The organism is Pseudomonas sp., assembly GCF_035554175.1.
In the GTDB taxonomy this organism is placed as follows: Bacteria; Pseudomonadota; Gammaproteobacteria; order Pseudomonadales; family Pseudomonadaceae; genus Aquipseudomonas.
Genome location: NZ_DATMIV010000019.1, coordinates 66,837 through 88,998, shown reverse-complemented (window position 1 = coordinate 88,998; position 22,162 = coordinate 66,837). Strand labels below are relative to the sequence as shown.

Annotated in this window: 22 protein-coding genes and 2 pseudogenes; 9 read left to right on the top strand and 15 right to left on the bottom strand. The window is 56.8% G+C overall.

Translation table 11 applies throughout. The annotated features are described in order from the left end of the window. Positions 1-10 precede the first annotated feature (10 nt). The 4 genes from VNV36_RS08730 to VNV36_RS08715 form a co-directional block, all read right to left on the bottom strand. Positions 11-1,342: an MATE family efflux transporter gene (locus VNV36_RS08730; RefSeq protein ID WP_325717410.1), complete on the bottom strand. Its 1,332-nt coding sequence runs from the start codon at positions 1,340-1,342 to the stop codon at positions 11-13. Between the two features lie 32 nt (positions 1,343-1,374). Next, positions 1,375-2,436, bottom strand: a complete 1,062-nt coding sequence (locus tag VNV36_RS08725) for a hypothetical protein (protein WP_325717409.1) — start codon at positions 2,434-2,436, stop codon at positions 1,375-1,377. A 268-nt stretch (positions 2,437-2,704) separates the two neighbouring features. After that, a complete protein-coding gene (locus VNV36_RS08720; protein WP_325717408.1) occupies positions 2,705-3,310 on the bottom strand; it encodes a pyridoxamine 5'-phosphate oxidase family protein in 606 nt (201 codons plus the stop codon). 18 nt (positions 3,311-3,328) lie between these two features. Then, the gene (locus tag VNV36_RS08715; protein ID WP_325717407.1) at positions 3,329-3,814 is read right to left on the bottom strand and encodes a GNAT family N-acetyltransferase; all 486 of its coding nucleotides are present in this window, start codon (positions 3,812-3,814) and stop codon (positions 3,329-3,331) included. 142 nt (positions 3,815-3,956) lie between these two features. Between VNV36_RS08715 and VNV36_RS08710 the strand changes: the two genes are divergently transcribed. Genes VNV36_RS08710 through VNV36_RS08700 form a run of 3 tightly spaced genes read left to right on the top strand, consistent with a single transcriptional unit; the run spans position 3,957 to position 5,989 of the window. After that, the gene (locus tag VNV36_RS08710) at positions 3,957-4,382 is read left to right on the top strand and encodes a YybH family protein (RefSeq protein ID WP_325717406.1); all 426 of its coding nucleotides are present in this window, start codon (positions 3,957-3,959) and stop codon (positions 4,380-4,382) included. 40 nt (positions 4,383-4,422) lie between these two features. Continuing rightward, the gene (locus VNV36_RS08705; protein ID WP_325717405.1) at positions 4,423-4,767 is read left to right on the top strand and encodes a YciI family protein; all 345 of its coding nucleotides are present in this window, start codon (positions 4,423-4,425) and stop codon (positions 4,765-4,767) included. Continuing rightward, positions 4,760-5,989: an RNA polymerase sigma factor gene (locus VNV36_RS08700; protein ID WP_325717404.1), complete on the top strand. Its 1,230-nt coding sequence runs from the start codon at positions 4,760-4,762 to the stop codon at positions 5,987-5,989. Before VNV36_RS08705 ends, VNV36_RS08700 begins: the two co-directional genes overlap by 8 nt. 107 nt (positions 5,990-6,096) lie before the next feature. Here VNV36_RS08700 and VNV36_RS08695 read toward each other — a convergent pair whose 3' ends face one another. Next, the gene (locus VNV36_RS08695) at positions 6,097-6,951 is read right to left on the bottom strand and encodes a LysR family transcriptional regulator (protein ID WP_325717403.1); all 855 of its coding nucleotides are present in this window, start codon (positions 6,949-6,951) and stop codon (positions 6,097-6,099) included. A gap of 89 nt (positions 6,952-7,040) precedes the next feature. On the opposite strand from VNV36_RS08695, the gene VNV36_RS08690 reads away from it, so the two are divergent. Next, positions 7,041-7,478, top strand: a complete 438-nt coding sequence (locus VNV36_RS08690; protein WP_325717402.1) for a multidrug/biocide efflux PACE transporter — start codon at positions 7,041-7,043, stop codon at positions 7,476-7,478. Between the two features lie 112 nt (positions 7,479-7,590). Here the strand turns inward: VNV36_RS08690 and VNV36_RS08685 are convergent, their stop codons facing one another. Next, positions 7,591-8,349 (bottom strand): SDR family NAD(P)-dependent oxidoreductase, encoded by a 759-nt coding sequence (locus VNV36_RS08685; RefSeq protein ID WP_325717401.1) that lies wholly within the window; start codon positions 8,347-8,349, stop codon positions 7,591-7,593. Between the two features lie 122 nt (positions 8,350-8,471). On the opposite strand from VNV36_RS08685, the gene VNV36_RS08680 reads away from it, so the two are divergent. Continuing rightward, positions 8,472-9,368 (top strand): LysR family transcriptional regulator, encoded by an 897-nt coding sequence (locus VNV36_RS08680; RefSeq protein WP_325717400.1) that lies wholly within the window; start codon positions 8,472-8,474, stop codon positions 9,366-9,368. A gap of 122 nt (positions 9,369-9,490) precedes the next feature. On the opposite strand, the gene VNV36_RS08675 is transcribed toward VNV36_RS08680, so the two are convergent. Together VNV36_RS08675 and VNV36_RS08670 are read right to left on the bottom strand one after the other, a co-directional pair. Further along, positions 9,491-11,104 carry an inorganic phosphate transporter gene (locus VNV36_RS08675; RefSeq protein WP_325717399.1) on the bottom strand — a complete coding sequence of 538 codons (1,614 nt, stop codon included), beginning with the start codon at positions 11,102-11,104 and terminating at the stop codon, positions 9,491-9,493. 202 nt (positions 11,105-11,306) lie between these two features. After that, complete coding sequence (locus VNV36_RS08670) at positions 11,307-12,329, bottom strand: transporter (protein ID WP_325717398.1); 1,023 nt, start codon at positions 12,327-12,329, stop codon at positions 11,307-11,309. A 197-nt stretch (positions 12,330-12,526) separates the two neighbouring features. Between VNV36_RS08670 and VNV36_RS25750 the strand changes: the two are divergent. Beyond that, positions 12,527-13,342, top strand: a pseudogene (locus VNV36_RS25750) (methyl-accepting chemotaxis protein); the annotation flags it as partial. Positions 13,343-13,459: 117 nt separating this feature from the next. Then, the gene (locus VNV36_RS25745; RefSeq protein WP_414705504.1) at positions 13,460-14,227 is read left to right on the top strand and encodes a methyl-accepting chemotaxis protein; all 768 of its coding nucleotides are present in this window, start codon (positions 13,460-13,462) and stop codon (positions 14,225-14,227) included. Between the two features lie 187 nt (positions 14,228-14,414). On the opposite strand, the gene VNV36_RS08660 is transcribed toward VNV36_RS25745, so the two are convergent. Together VNV36_RS08660 and VNV36_RS08655 are read right to left on the bottom strand one after the other, a co-directional pair. Further along, entirely contained in the window at positions 14,415-14,720 is a 306-nt protein-coding gene (locus tag VNV36_RS08660) for a PepSY domain-containing protein (protein ID WP_007963131.1), read from the bottom strand. A gap of 155 nt (positions 14,721-14,875) precedes the next feature. Then, positions 14,876-16,003, bottom strand: coding sequence for a glycerophosphodiester phosphodiesterase (locus VNV36_RS08655; protein ID WP_325717396.1), 1,128 nt, complete (start codon positions 16,001-16,003; stop codon positions 14,876-14,878). A 220-nt stretch (positions 16,004-16,223) separates the two neighbouring features. Between VNV36_RS08655 and VNV36_RS08650 the strand changes: the two genes are divergently transcribed. Next, positions 16,224-16,550: a DUF2025 family protein gene (locus VNV36_RS08650; protein WP_325717395.1), complete on the top strand. Its 327-nt coding sequence runs from the start codon at positions 16,224-16,226 to the stop codon at positions 16,548-16,550. Between the two features lie 152 nt (positions 16,551-16,702). On the opposite strand, the gene VNV36_RS08645 is transcribed toward VNV36_RS08650, so the two are convergent. Continuing rightward, positions 16,703-18,022, bottom strand: a complete 1,320-nt coding sequence (locus VNV36_RS08645; RefSeq protein WP_325717394.1) for a methyl-accepting chemotaxis protein — start codon at positions 18,020-18,022, stop codon at positions 16,703-16,705. A 242-nt stretch (positions 18,023-18,264) separates the two neighbouring features. Continuing rightward, entirely contained in the window at positions 18,265-18,873 is a 609-nt protein-coding gene (locus VNV36_RS08640; protein ID WP_325717393.1) for a TetR/AcrR family transcriptional regulator, read from the bottom strand. A 211-nt stretch (positions 18,874-19,084) separates the two neighbouring features. On the opposite strand from VNV36_RS08640, the gene VNV36_RS08635 reads away from it, so the two are divergent. Then, positions 19,085-20,140 carry an MBL fold metallo-hydrolase gene (locus tag VNV36_RS08635; RefSeq protein ID WP_325717392.1) on the top strand — a complete coding sequence of 352 codons (1,056 nt, stop codon included), beginning with the start codon at positions 19,085-19,087 and terminating at the stop codon, positions 20,138-20,140. 36 nt (positions 20,141-20,176) lie between these two features. On the opposite strand, the gene VNV36_RS08630 is transcribed toward VNV36_RS08635, so the two are convergent. From VNV36_RS08630 to VNV36_RS08620, 3 genes and pseudogenes are all read right to left on the bottom strand, one after another. Then, complete coding sequence (locus VNV36_RS08630) at positions 20,177-20,494, bottom strand: helix-turn-helix domain-containing protein (RefSeq protein ID WP_024014027.1); 318 nt, start codon at positions 20,492-20,494, stop codon at positions 20,177-20,179. A 99-nt stretch (positions 20,495-20,593) separates the two neighbouring features. Then, a pseudogene (locus VNV36_RS08625) lies at positions 20,594-20,852 on the bottom strand (helix-turn-helix domain-containing protein); the annotation flags it as partial. A gap of 189 nt (positions 20,853-21,041) precedes the next feature. Next, a complete protein-coding gene (locus tag VNV36_RS08620) occupies positions 21,042-22,028 on the bottom strand; it encodes a hypothetical protein (protein ID WP_325717391.1) in 987 nt (328 codons plus the stop codon). Between the last annotated feature and the right edge of the window lie 134 nt (positions 22,029-22,162).

The following is a 22,162-nucleotide window of genomic DNA, read 5'->3' as shown; positions in this document are numbered from 1 at the left end:
TTTTGAAAGGTCAGCGCTGTTTTGGTCGGCATTGGTTTTCTTCAATGCAGAGGTTTTTTGATGCGTATTTTAATGCGCGCCTTAATCTCCAGAGTAAAAGCAACATTAAAGTAAATGAACATAATACTAATGCGAGAAATATTGAGTGCACGTTGTGTTCGTAGAGTAATAATAGGGTTGCTGAAGAAAGCAGGCCAAAAATGTTTAGAGTCAGTATTGTCATTATTGTAGGTATCCAAAAGTCGTTCATGCTTCTCAAAGTCAATCTGGCGACAACGAAGATAAACTCAAATACTAAAAAGGGTATTGAGATAATAATGTTGTTTTCTATGAGGATCCTCGTTGCTGTGTCGGATGTGTAGATTAGAGCGATATTTTCATTAAACAAAAAAAACGACACTAGGATGGGTGTCAGTACGAGTAATCCAAGCCCGATAGACAGTAGGAATGTTTCTGAAATTGCCTGGATATCCTTTGTGGCGTAATGGCGTGCTATGATTATGCCTGCGGAATTTCCTATTCCTATAGAAATCATATATATGATGCTGGCTGCATGGATAGAAGCTTGGTATGCAGAAAGGCTGATGTCATTTATATGTTTCGATATTAGAGAAAGTAAAAAGAAAAGGAGGCTTTCGCTGCCAAAGCACAGTGCCATAGGGATACCGTTAATCGTGTATTTTAAATAATCACCTCTTGAGATTTTGTGGGGTAAGGAGCTTTTAAAGTGCCTGTTCATTGTGATTCTGAAAAAGACCAGCGCTGCGCATGAAAATACGTAACGCAGGCCAACGTATGTGATGATGAAATCGGATAAGTTTATTCTTGGCTCTATGTTTGTGAGTGCGATGCATGTCAATGCGAGTGCGCTATTCAATAGCCATGTGTAATTGAGTTCGTATTGCGTTTTTCTCATGCCGTTATAGATGTTGAAGATGGTGATCTGTAAAAATACGGCAGGAAGCGAAATCGAAAGTGTTAAAAGTACTTTGAAGTCTTCTAGGTTGCTGAATTTGGTGTCCAGTTCTAAAAATATTTTACCCGCTAGAAATATCGTGGCTGGAATTGATAGTCCATAAATAATTGCAAGATTAAATGATGTGATTATTTCTGACTTTATGCTGGTCGTATTTAAACTTTGAGCGCCTGCCACGATTACTAATGTTTTTGAAAAAAATCCGATGCCGACAACTGTCATAAAAGAAATTGAAGCCAAAGCGAATGATGCGGTACTCAGAGAGTCGACAATGTAATGGCCTATAAAGGAGAAGAAAATCAGTGATCCTGTCATATCTCCCAATCTGGAAAGCACCAGCGGTACAGATAATTTAAGTAACTCCATAACAGAGGTCGCCTGTGGCGTTGCGGGAGGGGTCAGTCCCACTCTTTTAGTAATGTCGTTAGCGGAGGAGTCTGGGAAGCAGCAAAGTATTTTTTCCTAAAGTAGTACTCGCACAAAGACGTTTTGTGTGTGGTTTGTTTGCGTTCATTGAATTCTTTGTCAAGTGCAGCAAGGGAGGTTCTTGTCGTTGGATAGATATCTGTTGTTTTTAGAAGGCCTTCAATTGCCATGAATACCAAGTCCATGTATTCCAAAATCTCTTGGATGTAGGATCTGCATTCTGTTTCTGTAGTTGCTCCTTGCCTGGCCAAATCGAAAAACTTATTTTTGATGGAGTCGAATCCTTCAACTCGATACATATTTGAGTATATCCACTTGTAATGCTTGTTCGACGTGCCAGTGAGGTAGGTGAAACTCATTGATGTTTTTAGCATCATGTCCCTGGCTATCTCGCAGCCCATCCATAGATTTCCAGACTGCCAACAGCCTTGAATATCCTGAAATGCGTAAAAGACTGGAAGTTTTTCGCGATGGGCTATGTAAATATGTTTTTCTAGAGGAATTTGCGACCTCAATGAGTCAAATTTTTCTTCATTGGTAATTGCATGCCCAATCATAGAACGGTGAATGATGTTGTTCTCTGTATTTGTGAGTACAGGGTTGTATAGAAAGCGCTGATCGGAAATTACTTCTTCAAATGCTCTGTTGATTTTGTTAAATATGTCTTCAATTTCTGAGAAGGTGATGTAGTCGGCGTCGATGTGGATGCTCGTATCGCCGTAGAAGTCGGTTGTGTTGTGAACTTTTTCGTTTTTTGTGATGTGACGATAATGCTCGTCAGTGACAAATGCGTGTTCGATGTCTTTAATGTTGCAAGCTTTGGGACGTTCGTCGCAGAGTATAATGCAGTCGATGTCGGAGTGAATCGTTCCGATGCCCTCTATTAAAGAGCCCGAAATAATCAGGATGCTTGTCGGTGCTAAAGATGCTTTCTCTCGGAGATAGCTTTTCGGGATTGAAATTTTTCCATCCAGTATAATTATCTCATTGTCTGTAATTTGTGACTTTGAGGTCTTTATTAGAGTTCTTGTCATGTCGTCCTCTCGTTGAAATTGAGTGGTACAGTGCTTTAAGTATTCGTTTCCGTGTCGGGAGTCAATGTTCGAATAGATGTAAGTTCTTGGCTATTTAATAAATTTGCTCACGGCTAGAACCTAGAGTGATTGACAGTGAAACGTCAATATCAAGGATGAAAATCAGAATTAACTTACAGGGGTTTATCTGGTTTAAATGATTTTGAATTTACTTGTGGGATATCTCTTACAGGATGAGGGTCTAGCCCTGTAAGAGATAAGATCTTTTTCAGTAGAGGCTGTTACGCACCCGTTTCGGCGCTTCCCGATCGTAAGTGTCGGCGTCGAACTGATCATCATTCAAGCGCTTGTGAAATGCGCCGGTAGATGGCAGGGCCGAGCGCGGCAGATGGGTTTCAGGGTTCCATGCGTCGGAACGGACGAAAGCTTTCGAACAATGGAAAAACGCCGCTTCCACCGTCACCAGCAACACGGTTTTCGCCGGTTTGCCGTTCACTGCAAAACTCTCCAGCAACGCGGGATCAGCACTGATTGATGCCGTGCCATTGATCCGTAACGTCTCGCCGATTCCCGGAATGATGAATAGCAGCGATACCCGTGGATCGTGCAACACATTAAGTAAAGTGTCGATGCGGTTATTACCCGGGCGATCTGGCAGCGCCAGCGTGTTTTGATCGATGATCCGCACAAACCCTGGTGCATCACCGCGTGGCGAATTGTCGAGGCCGTCGGCGCCTACCGAGCTGACAATCACCAGCGGCGAGACGCGCACCATCGCCTGATAGTCTTCGTTGAGAAATCCGATCTGCTTGCGTATCGCGCGTTCGTGGGGCAACCCGTAAATAGCTTCCAGCGCTTCGATTGAATCGATCACCGTGCATCTCTCCATGAATTAGAAAAACAACCCCATCCGCCGCTCGTACCCAATCCGGCCCTTGTACGCTTCGCCGCTGTCGACATAGCCGTGCCTGGCGTACAGCGCAATCGCCGCTTCGTTGTCGGCGTCCACCGACAATTCCAGACCCTTGATCTCCGGCCACGCTTCACGCGCCACGGCGGGCAGCGCCTGCAGGCAGGCCTTGCCGTAACCCTTGCCCTGTGCGCGGCGATCAACCTGCAACGCATGCAGTGTGGCGCTGTGTTCGTTGGCCCAATCCGGCAATACCGGCGGGCGCTTGAGCAGCAGAAACGCCACCGGCACCTCGTCCGCCAGCAGGACAAAACCCTTCACCCCGGGGCCGGGTTTCGACAGCAGGGTGTGCAAGGCACCGTGGATGTCGCCGGAGAATCTGATCTGCTCGGGGTGGATTTCAATTGTCTCGACCTGCTGGCGCTGCAAAGGGTTGAGGCTGTCGTATGGCACGAGTCGGGCTGACACGGGAATTTCCTTTTTCCTACAAAGAGTGACCCTCGGATTCTAGCGATATTGTCGTCTGCGAAATTTTTTTGTTTGGCCTGTCGATCCGCGCCAGGGGCAAACGACTAAGGGTGTCTTCACAACAAAAAACACGGAGAACACCATGAGCGCACAAGCTGAAATCCAGAGCCTGATCAACACCTACCGCGAAGCGGTGATGGCCAAGGACGTCGAAAAAGTCATGGCGTTGTACGCCGACGACATCGTCTCGTTCGATGCGATCAAGGCCCTGCAATTCAAGGGCAAGCCGGCCTACCGCGCGCACTGGGTCGAGTGCATGGAAATGTGCCCCGGCCCGCACGTTTTCGAGTTTCACGAAATCGCCATCGAAAGCGCCGGTAACATCGCTTTCGCCCACTGGGTAGCCAACTGCGGCGGCACCAATGACAAAGGCGAAACCCAGAGCTGCTGGATGCGCGTCACCGCCTGTTACCGCCAGGTCAGCGGGGCGTGGAAGATTGCCCACGAGCACTGGTCGGCACCGTTCGATCCGATGAGCGGCGCGACGCTGTTCGATGTGCAACCCTGATCTTCAGCCATAGTTGATCCGTTCGCATCAGGAGAACGCCATGAAATATTTATGCCTGGTCTACAGCGATGAACGCCTGCTGCACACCTCGCCCGACAGCCCGGAAGATTCCGAGTGCTGGGCCTACGCCGAATCGGTGCAGGGCAGCGGACGGATGATCGCCGCTGAGGCGCTGGAGTCGGTGCAGACCGCGACCACCGTGCGCATGCGCAACGGCAAGATGTCGATCACCGACGGGCCTTTCGCTGAAACCAAGGAGCAACTGGCCGGCTTCTACCTGATCGACGCCAGGGATCTCAACGAAGCGATTCAGGTGGCGGGCAATATCCCGGCGGCCCGGGTCGGCAGCGTTGAAGTGCGCCCGGTGCGGCAGTTGAATGTCTGACGTCAGGGCGCGGGTCGAACAGGTCTACCGCGAAGATTCGCGGCGGATCCTGGCGACGCTGATTCGTTTGCTCGGCGGTTTCGACCTTGCCGAAGAGGCCTTGCACGAGGCGTTCTTCGTCGCGGTCGAGCGCTGGCAGCGCGATGGCGTGCCGGACAACCCGCGCACCTGGCTGGTGTCCACCGGGCGCTTCAAAGCCATTGATGTGTTGCGTCGGCGAGCACGGTTCAAGGCGTCGCAGCCGTTGCTGCTGGCGCAACTCGACGAACTGGAACAGGCCGACTGGAGTGGCGAAGACGTGGAAGACGATCGCTTGCGGCTGATCTTCACCTGCTGCCACCCGGCGCTGGCGGCGGATGCGCAAGTGCCGCTGACCTTGCGTGAAGTCTGCGATCTGACCACCGAAGAAATCGCCCGCGCCTTTCTATCGGCACCGGCGGCGATTGCCCAGCGCATCGTGCGGGCAAAAGCCAAGATTCGTGACGCGAAAATCCCTTATCAAGTGCCGTCGCTGCATGAACTGCCGGAGCGCCTCGACAGTGTCTTGCGGGTGATTTATCTGGTGTTCAACGAAGGCTATTCGGCTTCGGCCGGCACTGAGCTGACTCGCGAGGATCTGACCCACGAAGCGATTCGGCTGGGACGTTTGCTCATGGAGTTGCTGCCGGAACCAGAAGTCATGGGCCTGTTGGCGCTGATGCTGTTGCACGAATCGCGCAGGCCGGCGCGTACCTCGCCGAGCGGTGAACTGGTGCTGCTCGACGATCAGGATCGCTCGGTGTGGGACGCCGGTTTGATGGCCGAAGGCTGCGCGCTGGTTGAGCGGGCGCTGAGCACGCGACGGTTTGGCCCGTATTGCTTGCAGGCGGCGATCGCGGCGGTGCATGCCGAAGCGGCGTCGGCGGCGGACACGGACTGGCAGCAGATCGTCGGGCTTTATGATGTGCTGCTGCGCGCGGTGCCGTCGCCGGTGATCGAGCTGAATCGGGCGGTGGCGATGGCCAAGCGTGACGGCGCGTCGGCGGGGTTGTTGTTGATTGAAGGGATTCTCGATCGGGGCGAGTTGCGGGACTACCACTTGGCGCATTCGGCGCGGGCGGAGTTTTGTCGGCAGTTGGGGCGGGTGGAGGACGCGCGTTCGGCGTATCTGCGCGCGTTGGAGTTGACACGGCAGGAGCCGGAGCGGCGGTTTATCGAGGGGCGACTGAAGGAACTGGATTGATCTGCAATCTGCGTCGGTGGTGCTGACCCTTTCGCGAGCAGGCTCGCTCCCACAGATGATCGCATTTCAATTGTGCGAGCGAGCCTGCTCGCGAATGGCAGCACCGCTTATTCGAGCATCTTGCTCAACAACCAGCTCCCCGCCGGCCCTGGCGGATACAGTCGCGACCACAAGGCGTCGACAAACACCGGTTTCGGCCAGCCGCGCATTTTGAGCTCAACCAGCAAATCATTGGCATAACGCTGCACCAGCCACCTCGGCAGCGGCGCCCAGCCAAAGCCTTTCTCCGCCATTTCCAGCAGCATCAGATAACTCGGTGCCGACCATACCCGGCCCTTGCCGCGACTGTCATACGGATTGACGATGGTCGCCAGCCGCAGCTCGCGGTGCTGCTCGAGGATTTGCTGATCGACATTCTCAAGCTCCGCCAACGGATGCTCGCGACTGACGTAGAGGGCAATTTCCGTGCGCTCGGCCACGGTCGAGGTCACCAGATCCGGCGGATAGGTCTCGCGCATTTCGGCAAAGCCCAAATGCGCCCGGCCGCGTTGAACCAGTTCAATCAGGTCATCACATTCGGCAATCAGGCATTCCAGCTCAAGTTCCGGATAACGCTGCTCGAAGCCCACCAGTGCGGCCTCAAAACGATACGACTGATAGGTGTCGGAAATCGCCACGGTCAGCTTCGGTTCAACGCCTTGGGACAACTGCCGCGCGCTCATTTCCAAGCGGCTGGTCGCGGCCAGGATCGCCTCGGCTTTTTGCAGCATCACGTGGCCGGCAGGAGTGAGGGTCGGTTTGCGGCTGCTGCGGTCGAACAGCTGCACATCCAGATCGATCTCCAGACTGGCCACCGCTGCGCTGATGGTCGACTGGCTGCGCCCCAACTTGCGCGCCGCCGCTGAAAACGAGCCCTGCGTGGCCGCCTGCACGAACGCCAGCAACACTTCCTGAGAAGCCATGAACTATCGCTCCGATCGATGGTTAATGGTTAGGAAGTATCGGTACCAGAATGGATCATGGCAACCATCGTTAAACAAGGAGTCCAGCCATGACCACTCAAAAATCCCTCGCTGAACGTGTTTTCCAGGCAATTGGTTTTGAGTTTCTCGCGATCCTGATCTGCACGCCGACGCTCGCATGGATCATGCAGAAACCGTTGCTCGACATGGGCGCAGTCACCGTGTTGATCGCCATGCTGGCACTGGCCTGGAATGTAGTGTTCAACCGCTTTTTCGACCATGCGCTGGTACGCCTGAACACGGCGCACACCGCTTGGGTGCGTGTGGTGCACGCGTTGCTGTTCGAAGGCGGATTGATCGTGATGGGCGTGCCGCTGATTGCCTGGTGGCTGTCGGTCAGTCTGTGGCAGGCGCTGTTGCTCGACATCGGTGTGCTGCTGTTTTTCCTGCCGTACACCTATGTCTACCACTGGGGCTATGACGTGCTGCGTGAGCGCTTCATGGCGCGCCGCGCTTGTGAAAGCTGACGCGATCCCCCTGTAGGAGCTGCCGAAGGCTGCGATCTTTTGATCTTGTTTTTGAAAATCCAAGTCAAAAGATCGCAGCCTTCGGCGGCTCCTACAGGTCTGGTGTTAACCGTTAGAGGAACATTCCGCCCGATGCTTCCACTCGCTGCCCATTGATCCACTGTCCACCCGGCGACAGCAGCAGCGCCAGGGCACCGCCGATATCATCCGGCAGACCGACGCGACCCAAGGCGGTATTGCTGGCGACCATCGCATTGACGGCGCTGTTGTCGCGCACGGTGCCGCCGCCGAAGTCGGTTTCAATCGCGCCTGGCGCAAGGGTGTTCACGCTGATTTGCCGCGCGCCCAGCTCTTTGGCCTGATAACGGGTCAGCACTTCCATTGCGCCCTTCATCGCCGCATAGGCGCCGTACCCCGGCAGGGTGAAACGGGTCAGGCCGCTGGAGATATTGACGATTCGGCCACCGTCATTGATCAGCGGCAGCAGTTGCTGAGTCAGGAAAAACGGCCCTTTCAACTGCACGTTCATCAGCAGATCGAACTGCTCCGGGGTGGTTTCGCTGAACAGCGCATGCACGCCAACTCCGGCGTTGTTGATCAGGAAATCAAAGCGCTGACGCTGAAAAGTTTGTTCCAGTGCTTGTTTAACCTGCGCGGCAAACGCGGCGAAGTTTTCGCTGCGGCCGACGTCCAGTTGCAGCATCGCCGCGTTCGCGCCGAGTGCCTGTAATTCGCCGACCAGAGTTTGCGCCTCGTCGGCGCGGCTGTTGTAGGTGCCGATGATGTCGATGCCTTGGGCGGCGAGGTGCAGGGCGGCGCTTCGGCCCAAGCCACGACTGGCGCCCGTGATCAGTGCGATTTTGCGATTCATGCTGCCTTCCTCGATTGCGTTTGAGTGGGAATGGAAGAAGTTTATTTATCCGCCCTGAGGTGATAAACACGGTGAAAGCGGAATCACTGATCGGCTCAGTCGAACAATCCTTGGGTATATCGATGAACAAACTGGAATTGCTGCGCACCTTCGTAAGGGTCAGCGAACTGTCGAGTTTTACCCTCGCCGGTGAAAGCCTCGGGCTGCCGCGCTCCACGGTGTCCGAGCAGGTGCAGGCCCTTGAAGCCTTGCTCGGCACGCGCCTGTTGCAGCGCACCACGCGCAAGGTGCAGGCGACGCAGGACGGACTGGTGTTGTATGAGCGCAGCAAGGATCTGCTCTCGCACATGGACGAGATCGAAGGGCTGTTTCGTCAGGATGAGGCTTCGCTCGCCGGGCGTATTCGTGTCGACATGCCGAACATTCTCGCGCGACGGCTGATCATGCCGCGTCTGCCTGAGTTCATGGATCGCCACCCGAATCTGCAACTGGAAATCAGCAGCACCGATCGCCGCGTCGATCTGCTCGGCGAAGGCTTCGACTGTGTATTGCGCATCGGCGCGCAGCCTGACCAGTCGGTGGTCGTCCGGCATCTCGGCAACTTTGCGATGGTCAACTGCGCCAGCCCGGCCTACCTCGAACGCTATGGCGTGCCGCAGACCCTGGAAGATCTGGCGCAGCATCGTCTGGTGCATTACGTCGGCGTGCTGGGCTCGCGCTCGGAAGGGTTTGTCTACGAGGAGGGCGGCGAAGTGCGGCGCGTGCCGATGGCCGGCAGTATTACGGTCAACAGCACCGATGCCTACGAGGCTGCGTGCCTGGGTGGTTTCGGCCTGACACAGGTACCGCGCACCGGCATGCAACCACATCTGGAAAACGGCGAACTGGTCACGGTGCTGGCGCAGTACACCGCGCCGGCGATGGCGATATCGTTGTTGTATGCGCGGCAACGGCATCTGCCGTTGCGGGTGCGGGTGTTCATGGATTGGCTGAGCGGTGTGATTCGCTCAACGCTCTGACTGATCACCACACATCCCCATGTAGGAGCTGCCGAAGGCTGCGATCTTTTGATCTTGTTGTTAGAAAATCAAAGTCAAAAGATCGCAGCCTTCGGCAGCTCCTACAGGGGCTATTGTGTGGCTCAGAAGATTTGCGTGAACAGCCAGTAGAGGCTGCCTGACAGCAGGATGGCCGCCGGCAGCGTCAACACCCACGCCATCAGCAGATTGCGGATCGTGCGCATCTGCAATCCGCCACCGTTGGCCACCATGGTCCCGGCCACACCTGACGACAGCACATGGGTCGTCGACACCGGCAAACCGAATACGTCCGCCGCGCCGATGGTCAGCATCGCCACGGTTTCCGCCGAGGCGCCCTGGGCGTAGGTCAGGTGAGTCTTGCCGATCTTCTCGCCGACCGTCACCACAATGCGCTTCCAGCCGACCATGGTGCCGAGTCCCAGCGCGATGGCCACGGCGATCTTCACCCACAGCGGGATGAACCGCGTGGCGTTGTCGATCTGTTGTTTGAACAGTTGCAGCTTGTTGGCGGTGTCAGCATCGAAATTGCCGGCCTTGTTCTTGTCCATCAAACGGATGCTTTCGCTGGCCAGGTACATGTCGTTGCGCACGTTGCCCATGGCTTCGGCCGGGACTTTTGCCAGCGAGCCGTAGCTTTTGACTTCCTCGCCGATGTGCCCGGTCAGGGCGGCGAGGGCAGGGATCAACTGCGGCGTGGGCTCCTTGCTGCGCACGTAGTCCGAGAGGACCGGACGCGGATCCGCAGGCGCTGGCAGCGGCGCGCTTTTAACCAGCGCTTGTTGAGTGACTTGCGCCACGGCGGCAAATTGCAGTGATTGTTCTTCGGGCATGGTGCGGTTCAGCGCGTAGGCCATCGGCAGCGTACCGACCAGAATCAGCATGATCAGGCCCATGCCTTTCTGACCGTCGTTGGAACCGTGGGCAAACGACACACCGGTGCAAGTGGCGATCAGCAAACCGCGAATCCACCACGGCGGCGGTGTGTTGCCTTCGGGCGCCTTGTACAGCGCACGGTTCTTGACGAACGCACGCAACGCCAGCAGTAACAGTGCCGCGCAACCGAAACCTACCAGCGGCGACAGCAGCAGGGCGTAACCGATTTTGGTCGCCTGCGCCCAGTCGACGCCGCTGGTGCCGTCGCGACCATGCATCAAGGCATTCGCCACGCCGACGCCGATGATCGAGCCGATCAAGGTGTGTGAAGAAGACGCCGGCAAGCCCAGCCACCAAGTGCCGAGGTTCCACAGAATCGCCGCGATCAACAGGGCGAAGATCATCGCAAACCCGGCGGACGAACCGACCTGCAGAATCAGCTCCACCGGCAGCAGCGCGATGATGCCGAACGCGACCGCGCCGCTCGACAGCAGCACGCCGAGGAAATTGAAGAACCCGGACCAGACCACCGCGACATTCGGCGGCAGCGAGTGGGTGTAGATCACCGTCGCGACGGCGTTGGCGGTGTCATGGAAACCGTTGACGAACTCGAAACCCAGCGCAATCAACAGCGCCACGCCGAGCAGCAGGAACGGCGTCCAGGTGGTGACTACCGTGCCGAGCTCGTGCATGTCGTGCATCAGGCTGTAAGCGGTGAACAGCATGCCCATGGCGAGCACGGCGAAGAAAATCACGTAAGTGAACGGGCCGGGTTTCTTGTCTAGCGCCGGCCGGCCACTGGCGGCGGATGCGGAGCTGGCGGTCAGTGAGGGTGTAGCCATGGCGGACAATCCTGGGCGAGGGAAGGAATGTCACCCATGATCGTTGCAGAATGTTACAGAGAGACTGCGTCAGGTCAGTGTTTGCTTGATTAGTCTGACCATTGGTCTGGGGGAGAAAATCAAAAGATCGCAGCCTTCGGCAGCTCCTACAGTTGGAATGCGTACTCTCGTAGGAGCTGCCGAAGGCTGCGATCTCTTGATCTTAATAATCCCCACGCTTGCGAAACGCCCAGCGCCCGGCAATCAGCGTGAACGTCGCCACCAAAGCGACCAGCACCCAAAACCCGTGGGGATCCTGCGACAACGGCACGCCACCCACATTCATCCCGAAAAAACCGGCAATGATGTTGATCGGCAGCGCCAGCACCGTCACCACCGTCAGGGTGAACAGCGTGCGGTTGCTCTGTTCGTTGAGGTTGGCGGCGATTTCTTCCTGGAGCAATTTGATCCGCTCGCCGAGGGCGGTGAGGTCGTTGATGATCAGCGCAAACTCCTCGGTGGATTTGCGCAGTTCCTTGACGTCCTCCTTCTGCAACCAGGGTGGCGGGCGGTTGAGCAGGCGCAGCAACGACCCCGGTTCCAGTGCCAGCAGCCGCTGCAAGCGCACCAGCACGCGACGGTTGGCGCCGAGTTCGGCGCGGTTGGTCGACAGGCGCGAAGAGAGTAATTCGTCCTCAACCTGATCGACGCTCAGGCTGGTCTTGCGCACGATCTGCGTCAGCACTTCGCCCTGATCGCGCAGCAGGTGCACGAGCAGTTCCGACGGCGAACGAAAACACTCACCGGCCTTCACCGACGAGCGCAATTTGTCCACCGAGTGCAGCGGTTGCAGGCGTGCGCTGACGATCAGTTTGCTGCGCACACAGACCCACAGCGTCGACACTTCCGACGAAACCATGCTGCTGAGGTTGAACACCACATCGTTGACCACCGCCAGCAGCGCCGAGTCGACATGTTCGATGCGCGTCGAACGCGAGCCTTCATGCAGAGCCTCGAAAAACTCATCGGGCAATTGCAGATGACTCTTCATCCAGCGCTCGCACGCGGCATGCGCCAGATTCAGGTGCAGCCAGAGGAATTCGTCGCTGCCGCTGTCGTCCTGCAAACAGCGCAACGCGGTCGCCGAATCGATTTCCCGGCCGCGCTCACCGGGCAGGAAACGAAAGCCGTAGAGCAAGCCAAACAGATCCGGGTCGCGATGGCTGATATCGAGGCTGTGGTTCATGGTGGCTCGCTGCGAGGAGGGTGTCAGGCGGAGGATTTTCAGGCTCACTTGAGCGGCATCATCGCAATCGAACATGACCGTTTTGTGACAATAAAGTGGCGTCAAATCAAAGCGTTACCGACTGTCGGAAGTTTCTCAAGAAGCGCTCTGGCGCGCCGATCTCCGGTGGGTCAGGTTGCGCACCGTTGGTGACTGCCATGGTGCTTCGACAGGGAGGTCCAGCCATTTTTCACGCCCGCTCGGGCGTGCCTCATCCTTGTTTCGAGTACCTCGCAATGCTGCAAAAATCCCTGAGAGCGCAAATTCTCGCCCTGCTGAGCGGCAGTCTGCTGGCGATGCTGTTGATCGCGCTGGCCTGCTTTCATTTCCTCTCCAACGGCGTGCAAAGCTACAGCCAGTTGATCGCCGGCCCATTGCACACTTCGCAACTGATTGACGAAGCCAACCTGCAGTTCAAGGTGCAGGTGCAGGAATGGAAAAACGTCTTGCTGCGCGGCAAACAACCGGCGGACCTGGGCAAGTATTGGGGCCAGTTCGAAGATCGTCAGCGCGATGTGCAAAGCATCCTCGGCGAACTGGCCGGCCAGAAAGGCATAGAGCCAAATCTGAAATCGCGCATCGAACGTTTGCGCGAAGAGCATCGTCAGTTGGGTTCGGCCTACCAGAAGGGTCGCGATGCCTATGTGGCCGCCGGTGCTGATCCGAGCGCCGGCGACGCGGCGGTCAAAGGCGTCGACCGCGCTGCCAGTGAACAGATGAGTGCCCTGGTCGCCGAGTTGCGCGAGCAGGGCACCGAGCAATCAGCTCTGATCCGAGCAGCCGCCGATCGTACGGTGTGGCTGGGTCTGTTGGTGATGCTCGCATCAGGCTTGTTGATCGGTCTGCTGAGCCTGTGGCTGGTCAGCCGTAACCTGATCGAGCCGATCCGCAAACTGATCGATTACGTCACACGTTTGAGCCATGGCCAACTGGCCGAGCGCGTGGTCAGCGAGCGCCGCGATGAGCTGGGTAACCTCGCCGCCGCCGCGAATACCTTGCGCGATTTCCTTGCCGACACCTTCACCCGGCTGCAGCGCAGCGCCAGTGATCTGGACAGCGCCAGCGGCGAGTTGAATGCCATTGCCACGACCATGGCCGGCGGTACCAGCGAGCAATTCAATCGCACCGATCAGGTGGCCACGGCGATGAACGAAATGTCCGCCACGGCCCAGGAAGTCGCTCGTCATGCCGCTGATGCGGCGCGTGCCGCCGACGATGCTGATCAGTCCTCGCAGCAGGGTGAAAAAGTCATGCAGACCACCATTCACTCGATCACGCAGATGCGCGGCGAAATCGCCAACACGGCCACGGTGATCCGTCGCCTTGAAACCGACAGCGGTCGCATCGGCAAGGTGCTGGAAGTGATTCGCGGCATCGCCGAACAGACCAACCTGCTGGCGCTCAACGCGGCCATCGAAGCAGCACGGGCCGGTGAGGCCGGGCGCGGTTTTGCGGTGGTTGCCGATGAAGTGCGCAACCTTGCCCAGCGCACGGCGGAGTCGATTATCGAGATCAACCAGATCATTCAAAACGTGCAGACCGGTGCTGTCGACGCAGCGCACGCTATTGAGAGCGGCCAGGCGCGCAGTGATGAAAGTGTCGAGCAGGTGACCCAGGCCGGTGCAATGCTGGAACGCATCACCCTGGCGGTTGAGGCGATCCGCGACATGAACCGTCAGATCGCCACGGCGGCTGAGGAGCAGACGTCGGTGGCGGAGGATATCTCGCGCAACCTGACGGAAATTACCGCGATCGCCAGCACCAATCTGGATAACGTGCAGCGCACCGAAAGTGCCAGTCAGAACTTGCATGGGCTATCGGGGCAATTGAATGAAGTGACGGCGCGGTTGAGTGCTTGATCGCGAGTTAAGCGTCTGCGCAACCCTTGTAGGCCTTCGCCTGCTCGCGATGGCGATGGGACAGTCTACATTGATGTCGCTGACACTCCGCTTTCGCGAGCAGGCTCGCTCCCACACATGATTTACGGCAGGCATGAAAAAGCCGCACGATCTTTCAATCGTGCGGCTTATTAACAACAGCGGTCTATCAAGTATCTTGCTTGTTGCTCAGCACTTTACCGGTGGTGGCATCGAAGTCCACGTCGAATTCTTTGCCGTCAGCAGTTTTCAATTCAACTTCGTACTCGTAACCGTTGAAGTGATTATCCAGGTCGGTGTCGGTAATCGTGGCGCCCGGGTGCAGTTTCAGCGCTTCGGCGTTCATCGATTCCAGCGACTTGATCTTGCCTTCTTTCACCAGTTGCGGGATCTGGTCGACGCGTACATCAGCCTGAGCCAGGCCAGCGGTGAGGGTCAGGGCAGCGGCGGTAAACAGGGCAGTCAAAGTTTTCATCGGTTCATTCCTTGCTTGTTCGTTGAAGTGGTTGATCTGTGTAAGTGAGTTCAGATTAACCAGCGCAACTTAACTCACCCTTAAATCTGCGCATCGCGAGAAAGTCGCTCTTGTGGGAGCGAGCCTGCTCGCGAAGCAGCCAACTCGAAAACAAGTTAGAAACCGTTCTTTTTCAAAACCTCATCAATACTGCCAGCCGCCGGACGCTTATAAAACTTGAGCAGTTCACTGGCGCGGTTGGTAAAGATGCCATCGACACCCGCAGCCATTACCTTTTCGTAATCCACTGGCTCGTCAACCGTATAAACATGCACCAGCATGCCCTGATCGTGGGTGTACTGGTTCATCCACGGCTGCACCAGATCGGAATAACTCTGATCACCGCCATGGGTCAGCTTCGCCGAAGGACCGGTGCCGATGGCGCCCTGGGCCTTGGCGTAATCGACCCATTGCTTGAATTCAGCGTCCGACTTTGGTTCTTGCTTGCCGTAAAAAACGTTTTTGTCCTTCTCACCGGAGGCCGCGAACGTCACGTCGGATTTCGGCTCGATGCTGCCTTCACCGACCCACAACAGCAGGATCTTCGGCACTTGCGGCATTTCCTTTTCCAGCAGTTGCAGACTGTTTTTATCGAAGGTCTGCAGGATCACTTTGCCTTTGCCCTGACCGACGCCCAGCGCACTCTTGGCCAGTTTCGAACCGGCGGGACTCAGCCAGCCGCGATCCTGAAGCTTTTCCTTCAGGTCATGTTCGATGCCCGGAAACAGCTGCGGCTCCTTGGTCTCGATGTACAGGCCCGGTTTGTGTTGCGGGTTGGCGCGGGCGATGTCGATGATTTCATCAAGGGTGAGAATCTTCAGCCCGGCGTAGGACGGGCGTGCGCGATCCGGGTACTTGGCGTTGAACCAACTGCCGGCATCGAGGGTTTTCAGTTCGGCCATGGTGAACGCGGTGGCCGGGCTGTCCTTGCGCTCGGGGAATTTGCTGGCGACGTCGGTGGTACGTTGCAGGTTGTCGTCGTGCAGGGCAAAGAGCACGCCGTCCTTGCTGCGCTGCAGGTCCATCTCCAGGTAATCGGCGCCAAGGTCGCGGGCCAGTTTGTAGGCGGCGGCAGTGGATTCGGGGGCATCGAACGAAGCGCCGCGGTGGGCGATCACCGCCGGGTGCGGAATGCCATGGGCGGCGGCGATTGCCTTGGGCTCGGGGTGGCTGTCGGCGTGCGCCTGACCGAGGCCGAACAACAGACTCAGCACCAGAGCGTTTCGGGTAAAAGTAGCAGGCATCGTCGAGTTCCTTTCGCAGGTTTTTTTCGAGACGTACCTTTTAACAACTGAAGCGCCGCAGGGCTATCGCCAGACCGACATAAAGCGAGCAAAACGGAAATTTCCTGCACTTTTGTGGCGCTGTTTGCAGTACGCTTGCCCTCGGCAGCCGCCCCGGCAGAGAGCGCGCCTTTACGTTGCCCTGCGTGTAAACCATCGATCAACTTTCGTGAGGTTTACCATGCGCATCACCTCCCAACTCATCTGCCAGGCCGCCGACGACCTCAAGGGCTTTGTCGGCCTCAACCGCAAAACCGGCCAATACATCCTGCGCTTCAGCGAAGATTCCTTCGGCATGGACGTGGCCAATGACGGCATCATTCCGGCCAGTGAGTTCGTCTGGGCGCCGCTGACGGACACCACCATGACGTTAAAGCGCGAGTCGATCCAGTTGCTGCTCGATCAACACATAGACGAGCGGATCAACATCACCGAGCCGTTGCGGGTTTACATGAGCAGGGTTGAAGTGCCGGAGATTGTTGCGGTGCGCAGTCTTTTGCGCGGCTGAGGTTTTGTAGTGTGATTGCGGGCCTATTCGCGAGCAGGCTCGCTCCCACACTGGATCTTTGGAGATCACAAATAACTGTGGGAGCGAGCCTGCTCGCGAAAACGGCACCCCGGTCTATTTCGGTTCTATCCTGGAGCCCGGGCCAACCTTCATCACCCCGGCACCCGCTCATTGGCAAACATGCTCACCGCATCCACCGCTTCACTGGCACCATCGCGAATCTGCAGAATCACCGTTCCCGCCTGATTGGCCAATTCCACGCCTTCCGCCGCGCGGTCACGCGTTCCTTGCATGCTCTTGATCGCTTGCCGGGTCTCGCTCTGGATCAATCCGATCATGTTGGAAATTTCCGCCGTGGAGCCGCTGGTGCGTGCCGCCAATTGCCGCACTTCATCGGCCACCACGGCAAAGCCGCGTCCTTGTTCACCGGCGCGTGCCGCTTCGATGGCGGCGTTGAGGGCGAGCAGATTGGTCTGGTCGGCGATCGCACGGATGGTGTTGACGATGGCGGTGATCTGCTCGGAGCGGTCGCCCAGTTGCGCGATCAGGGTTGATGACTGGCTGATGTCCTCGGCGATTTCACGCATTTCGCTCGCGGCTTGCTGAATGACTTGCGTACCGTGCTCGGCGACTTTTCGCGTCGCCACCGAGATGTGATACGCGGTGCTGGCACTGCGCGCGTCCTGCTCGTGTTGCTCGACGCGAGCGGTGACGTCGGAGGCGAATTTCACCACTTTGTACAAACGCCCCGAGGCGTCGTAGACCGGGTTGTAGTTGGCCTCCAGCCACACCGTCTGGCCGCGTTTGTCGACCCGTTCGAATTGCCCGTGGAAGAATTCGCCCTGATTCAGCCGCCGCCAGAAATCCTGATAGGCACCGCTGTTGACCAGCGCCGGTGTGCAGAACAAGCGGTGATGCTGGCCCTTGAGCTCGGCAAGGGTGTAACCCATGCGCGTCAGAAAGTTCTGATTGGCGGTAAGCACATTGCCGTCGAGATCGAATTCAATCACCGCCATCGCTCGATCGATGGCCTGCAATTTGGCGTTGGCCTCGTTTTCCTGCTGGACTTTGGCGGTGACGTCCATCGCGTACTTGACCACTTTGATCACCCGTCCCGACTCATCCTTGATAGGGTTGTAACTGGCCTCCAGCCAGATCGGCTGGCCTTTGCTGTCGACGCGCTCAAAGGTGCCGGACTGGAACTGACCGTTTTTCAGGCGCGACCACAATTCAGTGTATTGGGCACTGCGGCCGAACTGCGGGGTACAAAAGTGCCGGTGCGGCTGGCCGATCGCCTGGGCCGCTGTATAACCCATGGTCTTGAGGAAGTTGTCATTGGCACGTAACACCACGCCATGAAGATCGAATTCGATGACCGCCATCGAGCGGTTGATCGCTTCGAGCATCGCAGCTTGGTCAAACACGGTGTGTTGCAGGTCTTGGAGGGCGGCTTTGTGGCGATTGAAAAACATGCTTGCGATACTCGGGAAGTGGGGAAAATCAACAGGATTCAGTCCCTATTCCTACGCCGGCAGACCGAAATGCACAGGCGGCATTCGGCGGTGACTGCTCAATGCCAGCGTTCCGTTACTGGCAGATGGCTACTTATACAAAACTTCATAAAGTTGTACAAGAAAGGAATTTTTCGCGAGTTTGTATAACTTTTTGCTGAATTAGTTGTACGCGTCTGCACGCTTCCTTAGGCTGCAGTGAATCAGCACTGATATCGCGCCAGGAACATGTCCAGTGCCGACTCCGCGACCGCGTTCTGCATGTCTGGATCGAGGGCTGCACGGCCGAGGGAGATCTGCGGCCAGAAGGCGAACGCCTTGAGCAAACCTTGCACCTGATGCGCGGCAAACTCCGGGTCCACCTGGTTCAGCCGTCCGTCGGCTTGTGCGGCGCGAATCCAGACCGTCAGACCTTCCTCGCGCTCGCCCATGCGCTCGATCATGTTCTGCGCACGCTCGGGAGAATGAATGGTCGCGGCAATCGCTACCCGAGCCAGGGTCAGAAAATTCTCGTCGGCCATCATCTGCACCTTCTCCAGCAGTATCTGCCGCAGCTGCTCGCTCAACGGTTGATCGCGGTTATAGCTCACCGATGGCTCAGCAATGATCCGCTCCCACAATTGATTGAGTATCTCGGCAAACAGCTCTTCCTTGCTGGGAAAGTGGTTGTACACCGTGCGCTTCGAAACGCCGGCCGTAGCAGCGATCTTGTCCATGCTGGTGATTTCGAAACCGTGAGCGCGGAATTCGGCGATGGCCGCCTGGATGATGGCTTCGCGTTTTCGATCGGTGAGACGTTGTGGAGCGGTCATGAGCGGACTTCGGCAGAAGAGGGAGGAAATTACACTTGGCAGTTTACTTGGCGCCTGCATTGATGCAACCTAGAAACTACACCGCTCGGTGTAATGTTGCGTTAATCCTCGCACCCTACAAACCAGAGCGTCTGGCCTTCGCGTGCAGCCTGGCCATTTTCATTTCCCGTGGAACACCGTGCAGCACACGGTTTTTCGGAGTCGTTCAGTCATGGCCAATCCAGTCTCTCTCCCGGATAACACTCCCACGCCTGAAGCCTCTCGACAGGATCAAGGGCTGTTTCGCAACCATGCACCCGTACAGCGCGAGGGCTTGCGCAAAATGCTGCGGATCATGTGGAACATGCTTTTCCATAAACCGCGCAACACCCGTCCGCGCGGCGCCATCCCCGTGCAGCCGCTGACTCGCGAAGATCTGCTCGCAGCGCCCAATCACAGCGTTTACCGATTAGGGCATTCGACGCTGTTGCTGAAGATGCGCGACAAGTTCTGGATCACCGACCCGGTATTCGCCGAGCGCGCATCACCGGTGCAATGGGCTGGCCCAAAACGTTTCCACCAGCCACCGATCAGCATTGACCAGTTACCGCCAATCGAAGCGGTGATCCTCTCGCACAATCATTACGACCATCTCGACTACAAGGCGGTACTCAAACTCGCCGCCAAAACCACGTACTTCCTGACCCCGCTGGGCGTAGGCGACACCCTGATCAAATGGGGGATCGACGCCAGCAAGGTGCGCCAATACGACTGGTGGCAGGGCACCGAAATCGCCGGTATCCGTTTCATCGCCACGCCGTCGCAGCATTTCTCCGGGCGGGGCCTGTTCGATGGCAACAGCACCTTGTGGGCGTCATGGGTGATGATCGATGGCGACACGCGCATATTCTTCAGCGGCGACAGCGGCTACTTCGATGGCTTTAAACGCATCGGCGAACAATACGGCCCGTTCGATCTGACCCTGATGGAAACCGGCGCCTACAACGTCGAATGGCCCCACGTGCACATGCAGCCGGAAGAAACCCTGCAAGCCCACATCGACCTCAAGGGCCGCTGGCTCTTCCCGATCCACAACGGCACCTTCGACCTGTCCATGCACGCCTGGCACGAACCCTTCGACCGCATCCTCGCCCTCGCCTGGGAACGCAGTATTGCGATTACCACACCGCGAATGGGTGAAGCGTTCAACATTGCGCAACCAGAACGGGGGAGCGCTTGGTGGATGGCGGTGGAGGAGGAGAGTGATGCAGTGGTACAGAGCGCGTGATTTGTTCAGTTGGTGAGGGGCATCCCCCTCGCCAGCTTACTCAGCCATCGCAAAATCCCCACGCCCCACCGATTCCCCCGACATACCCTGCGCCCTGACACTGCGTCCTGGTGCAAACCCCGGGAAGAACACCAACCCTTGCGCCTCGAACCGATAAGCCAGTGCCAGCCTTGCGGCATCCGCCACGTCCTGCTGCGCTTCGAACCGCTGGATATCCGCAACTGCAACCTCGGCCTCGCGTGACAGTTGTTCAACGCTCCAGCCCAGCATGGCGCGTGCCTGGACGCAGTGGGTCGGGGTGAACTGGAAAAGGGCAATGCGTTCGAGGACGTGGTTCATCGCAAGAGAGGCCATGGTGTGCTCCGGGCTCAAAAGTGCTGATTGAAAATGTACTGTGTTTTTGTACAGTTGTTTTTGGCCGGGATCAAATGCAATTTTCGAATTTCCCTGGTTCGCCGGCTGCAACCAGACGGACGGTGCCTGACCCAGTCCTCGCCTAAACATGGTCGAAAATGCCGCCGGGCTCTCGTAGCCGAATTCCAGGGCTCTGCCACTGGCGAAAACTGAGTCCGGTCTGTCGCCGAAACAATCTGTTAAAGGTACGTAAGCTTATGTGTAACTGGTCGGCCCAATGCTTCGGGGATTGATGGGCGTCGGGCATGTTCAGAAAGGTCTGACACAGACTGAGGAGCTTTCCTTCGGTGGGCATCGGATGGCACCACCCAGTTCTACACGAGTGCTGAGCTGCACCCCACTGGCCGCGCCATGGTTCGGGCGGATACCGGATAGCATGCGTGCCAGGATCCGTGCTGGATTGCGCGTTCAGGCTGCACTTGAGCGACGTAAGGAAGCTGAGCGAGAAATCCGTGCGTTTGAGGAAGGGCTACACATCAACTGATCATTATTCCAGCCCCGGTGCTTCCCGAATAATGAAGTGATCCAGGTTCTCGATATTGGCATTGAAGACCTCGAACGGCTTTTCGGGGTTCTTCTTGCCCGGCACCTGCTTCAACTCCGGCGTCACCCCATAGAAGAAACAGAACAACGCCTTGTCGCTATCCACCGCATGCTTGATCTCTTCCAGAAACGCCTTGCGCTTGCGGTAGTTGTCGATCAGCTTCTTGTTCAGATAAACGCTGACCGGATACGGCTTCTTCTTACTGTCTTCAGGCTTCTTGAACCAGACCTTGTCCTCGAAATCGACACGAAAACTGGCGCTGTGGAAGTCCTCGATCTTCTTGATCCGCCCCCAGTAAATCAGCCCCTTGTTGTCCGTCAGATACTCGATCTTCTTGAAGAACGAACTGTACGACGCCGTATGCTCGCCAATCTTCAATGGCATCCGCTTGAGCAAATCCTTGTCGGCGAAGTTGGAAACAAAACACTCCACCGGATGCGCAAACACACTGGTCTTGTCCGGCGCCGACTCACGACCCGCCGACTCTTTAACACTGTCCACCGCCACCCGCACCGGATCATTGCGCAACACATCCGCCGCCCCCGCCGGCGCGACAGGCTTGCGCACATACTCACGCCGGGTCAGCAACAGCTGTGACGGGAAGTGCTCCTCACGAGCGTCATCCACCTCGCCATCCGCCGTCTCAACGTCAGAAGCCGACGCCTTCAAACTCACATACGGACAACCCGCCACATGCTGCGTAGTCGGCAGATTCTTGAAGTGCGGCGTGCGCACGTAGTTCACGTTCTTGGCGTTGAACGTACCCAACTCATTGGAAGCCTCGAACGCCGACCGACAGGCATCGTTGGGGCACTGGAAGTGTTCCTTCGCCGAGTCAAACGCCACCGTCTCATCGAAATTAAGATCGCGAACGTCATAGATCGACAACTTGTCGTCGAGGCTGAGGCAGTAGGCGAGATCGAATTTCATGGTGGGGCTCGGATCCTTGAGTGGGGGATTCCGTTATACCTTCTGCTGACGCCTCTTACGAGAGTGGTATAGTAATGAGGCTGGTTTATTTAGCTTGGGAAGCGTTTTTTGTTGTAATTAAGATCTGGTAAGTG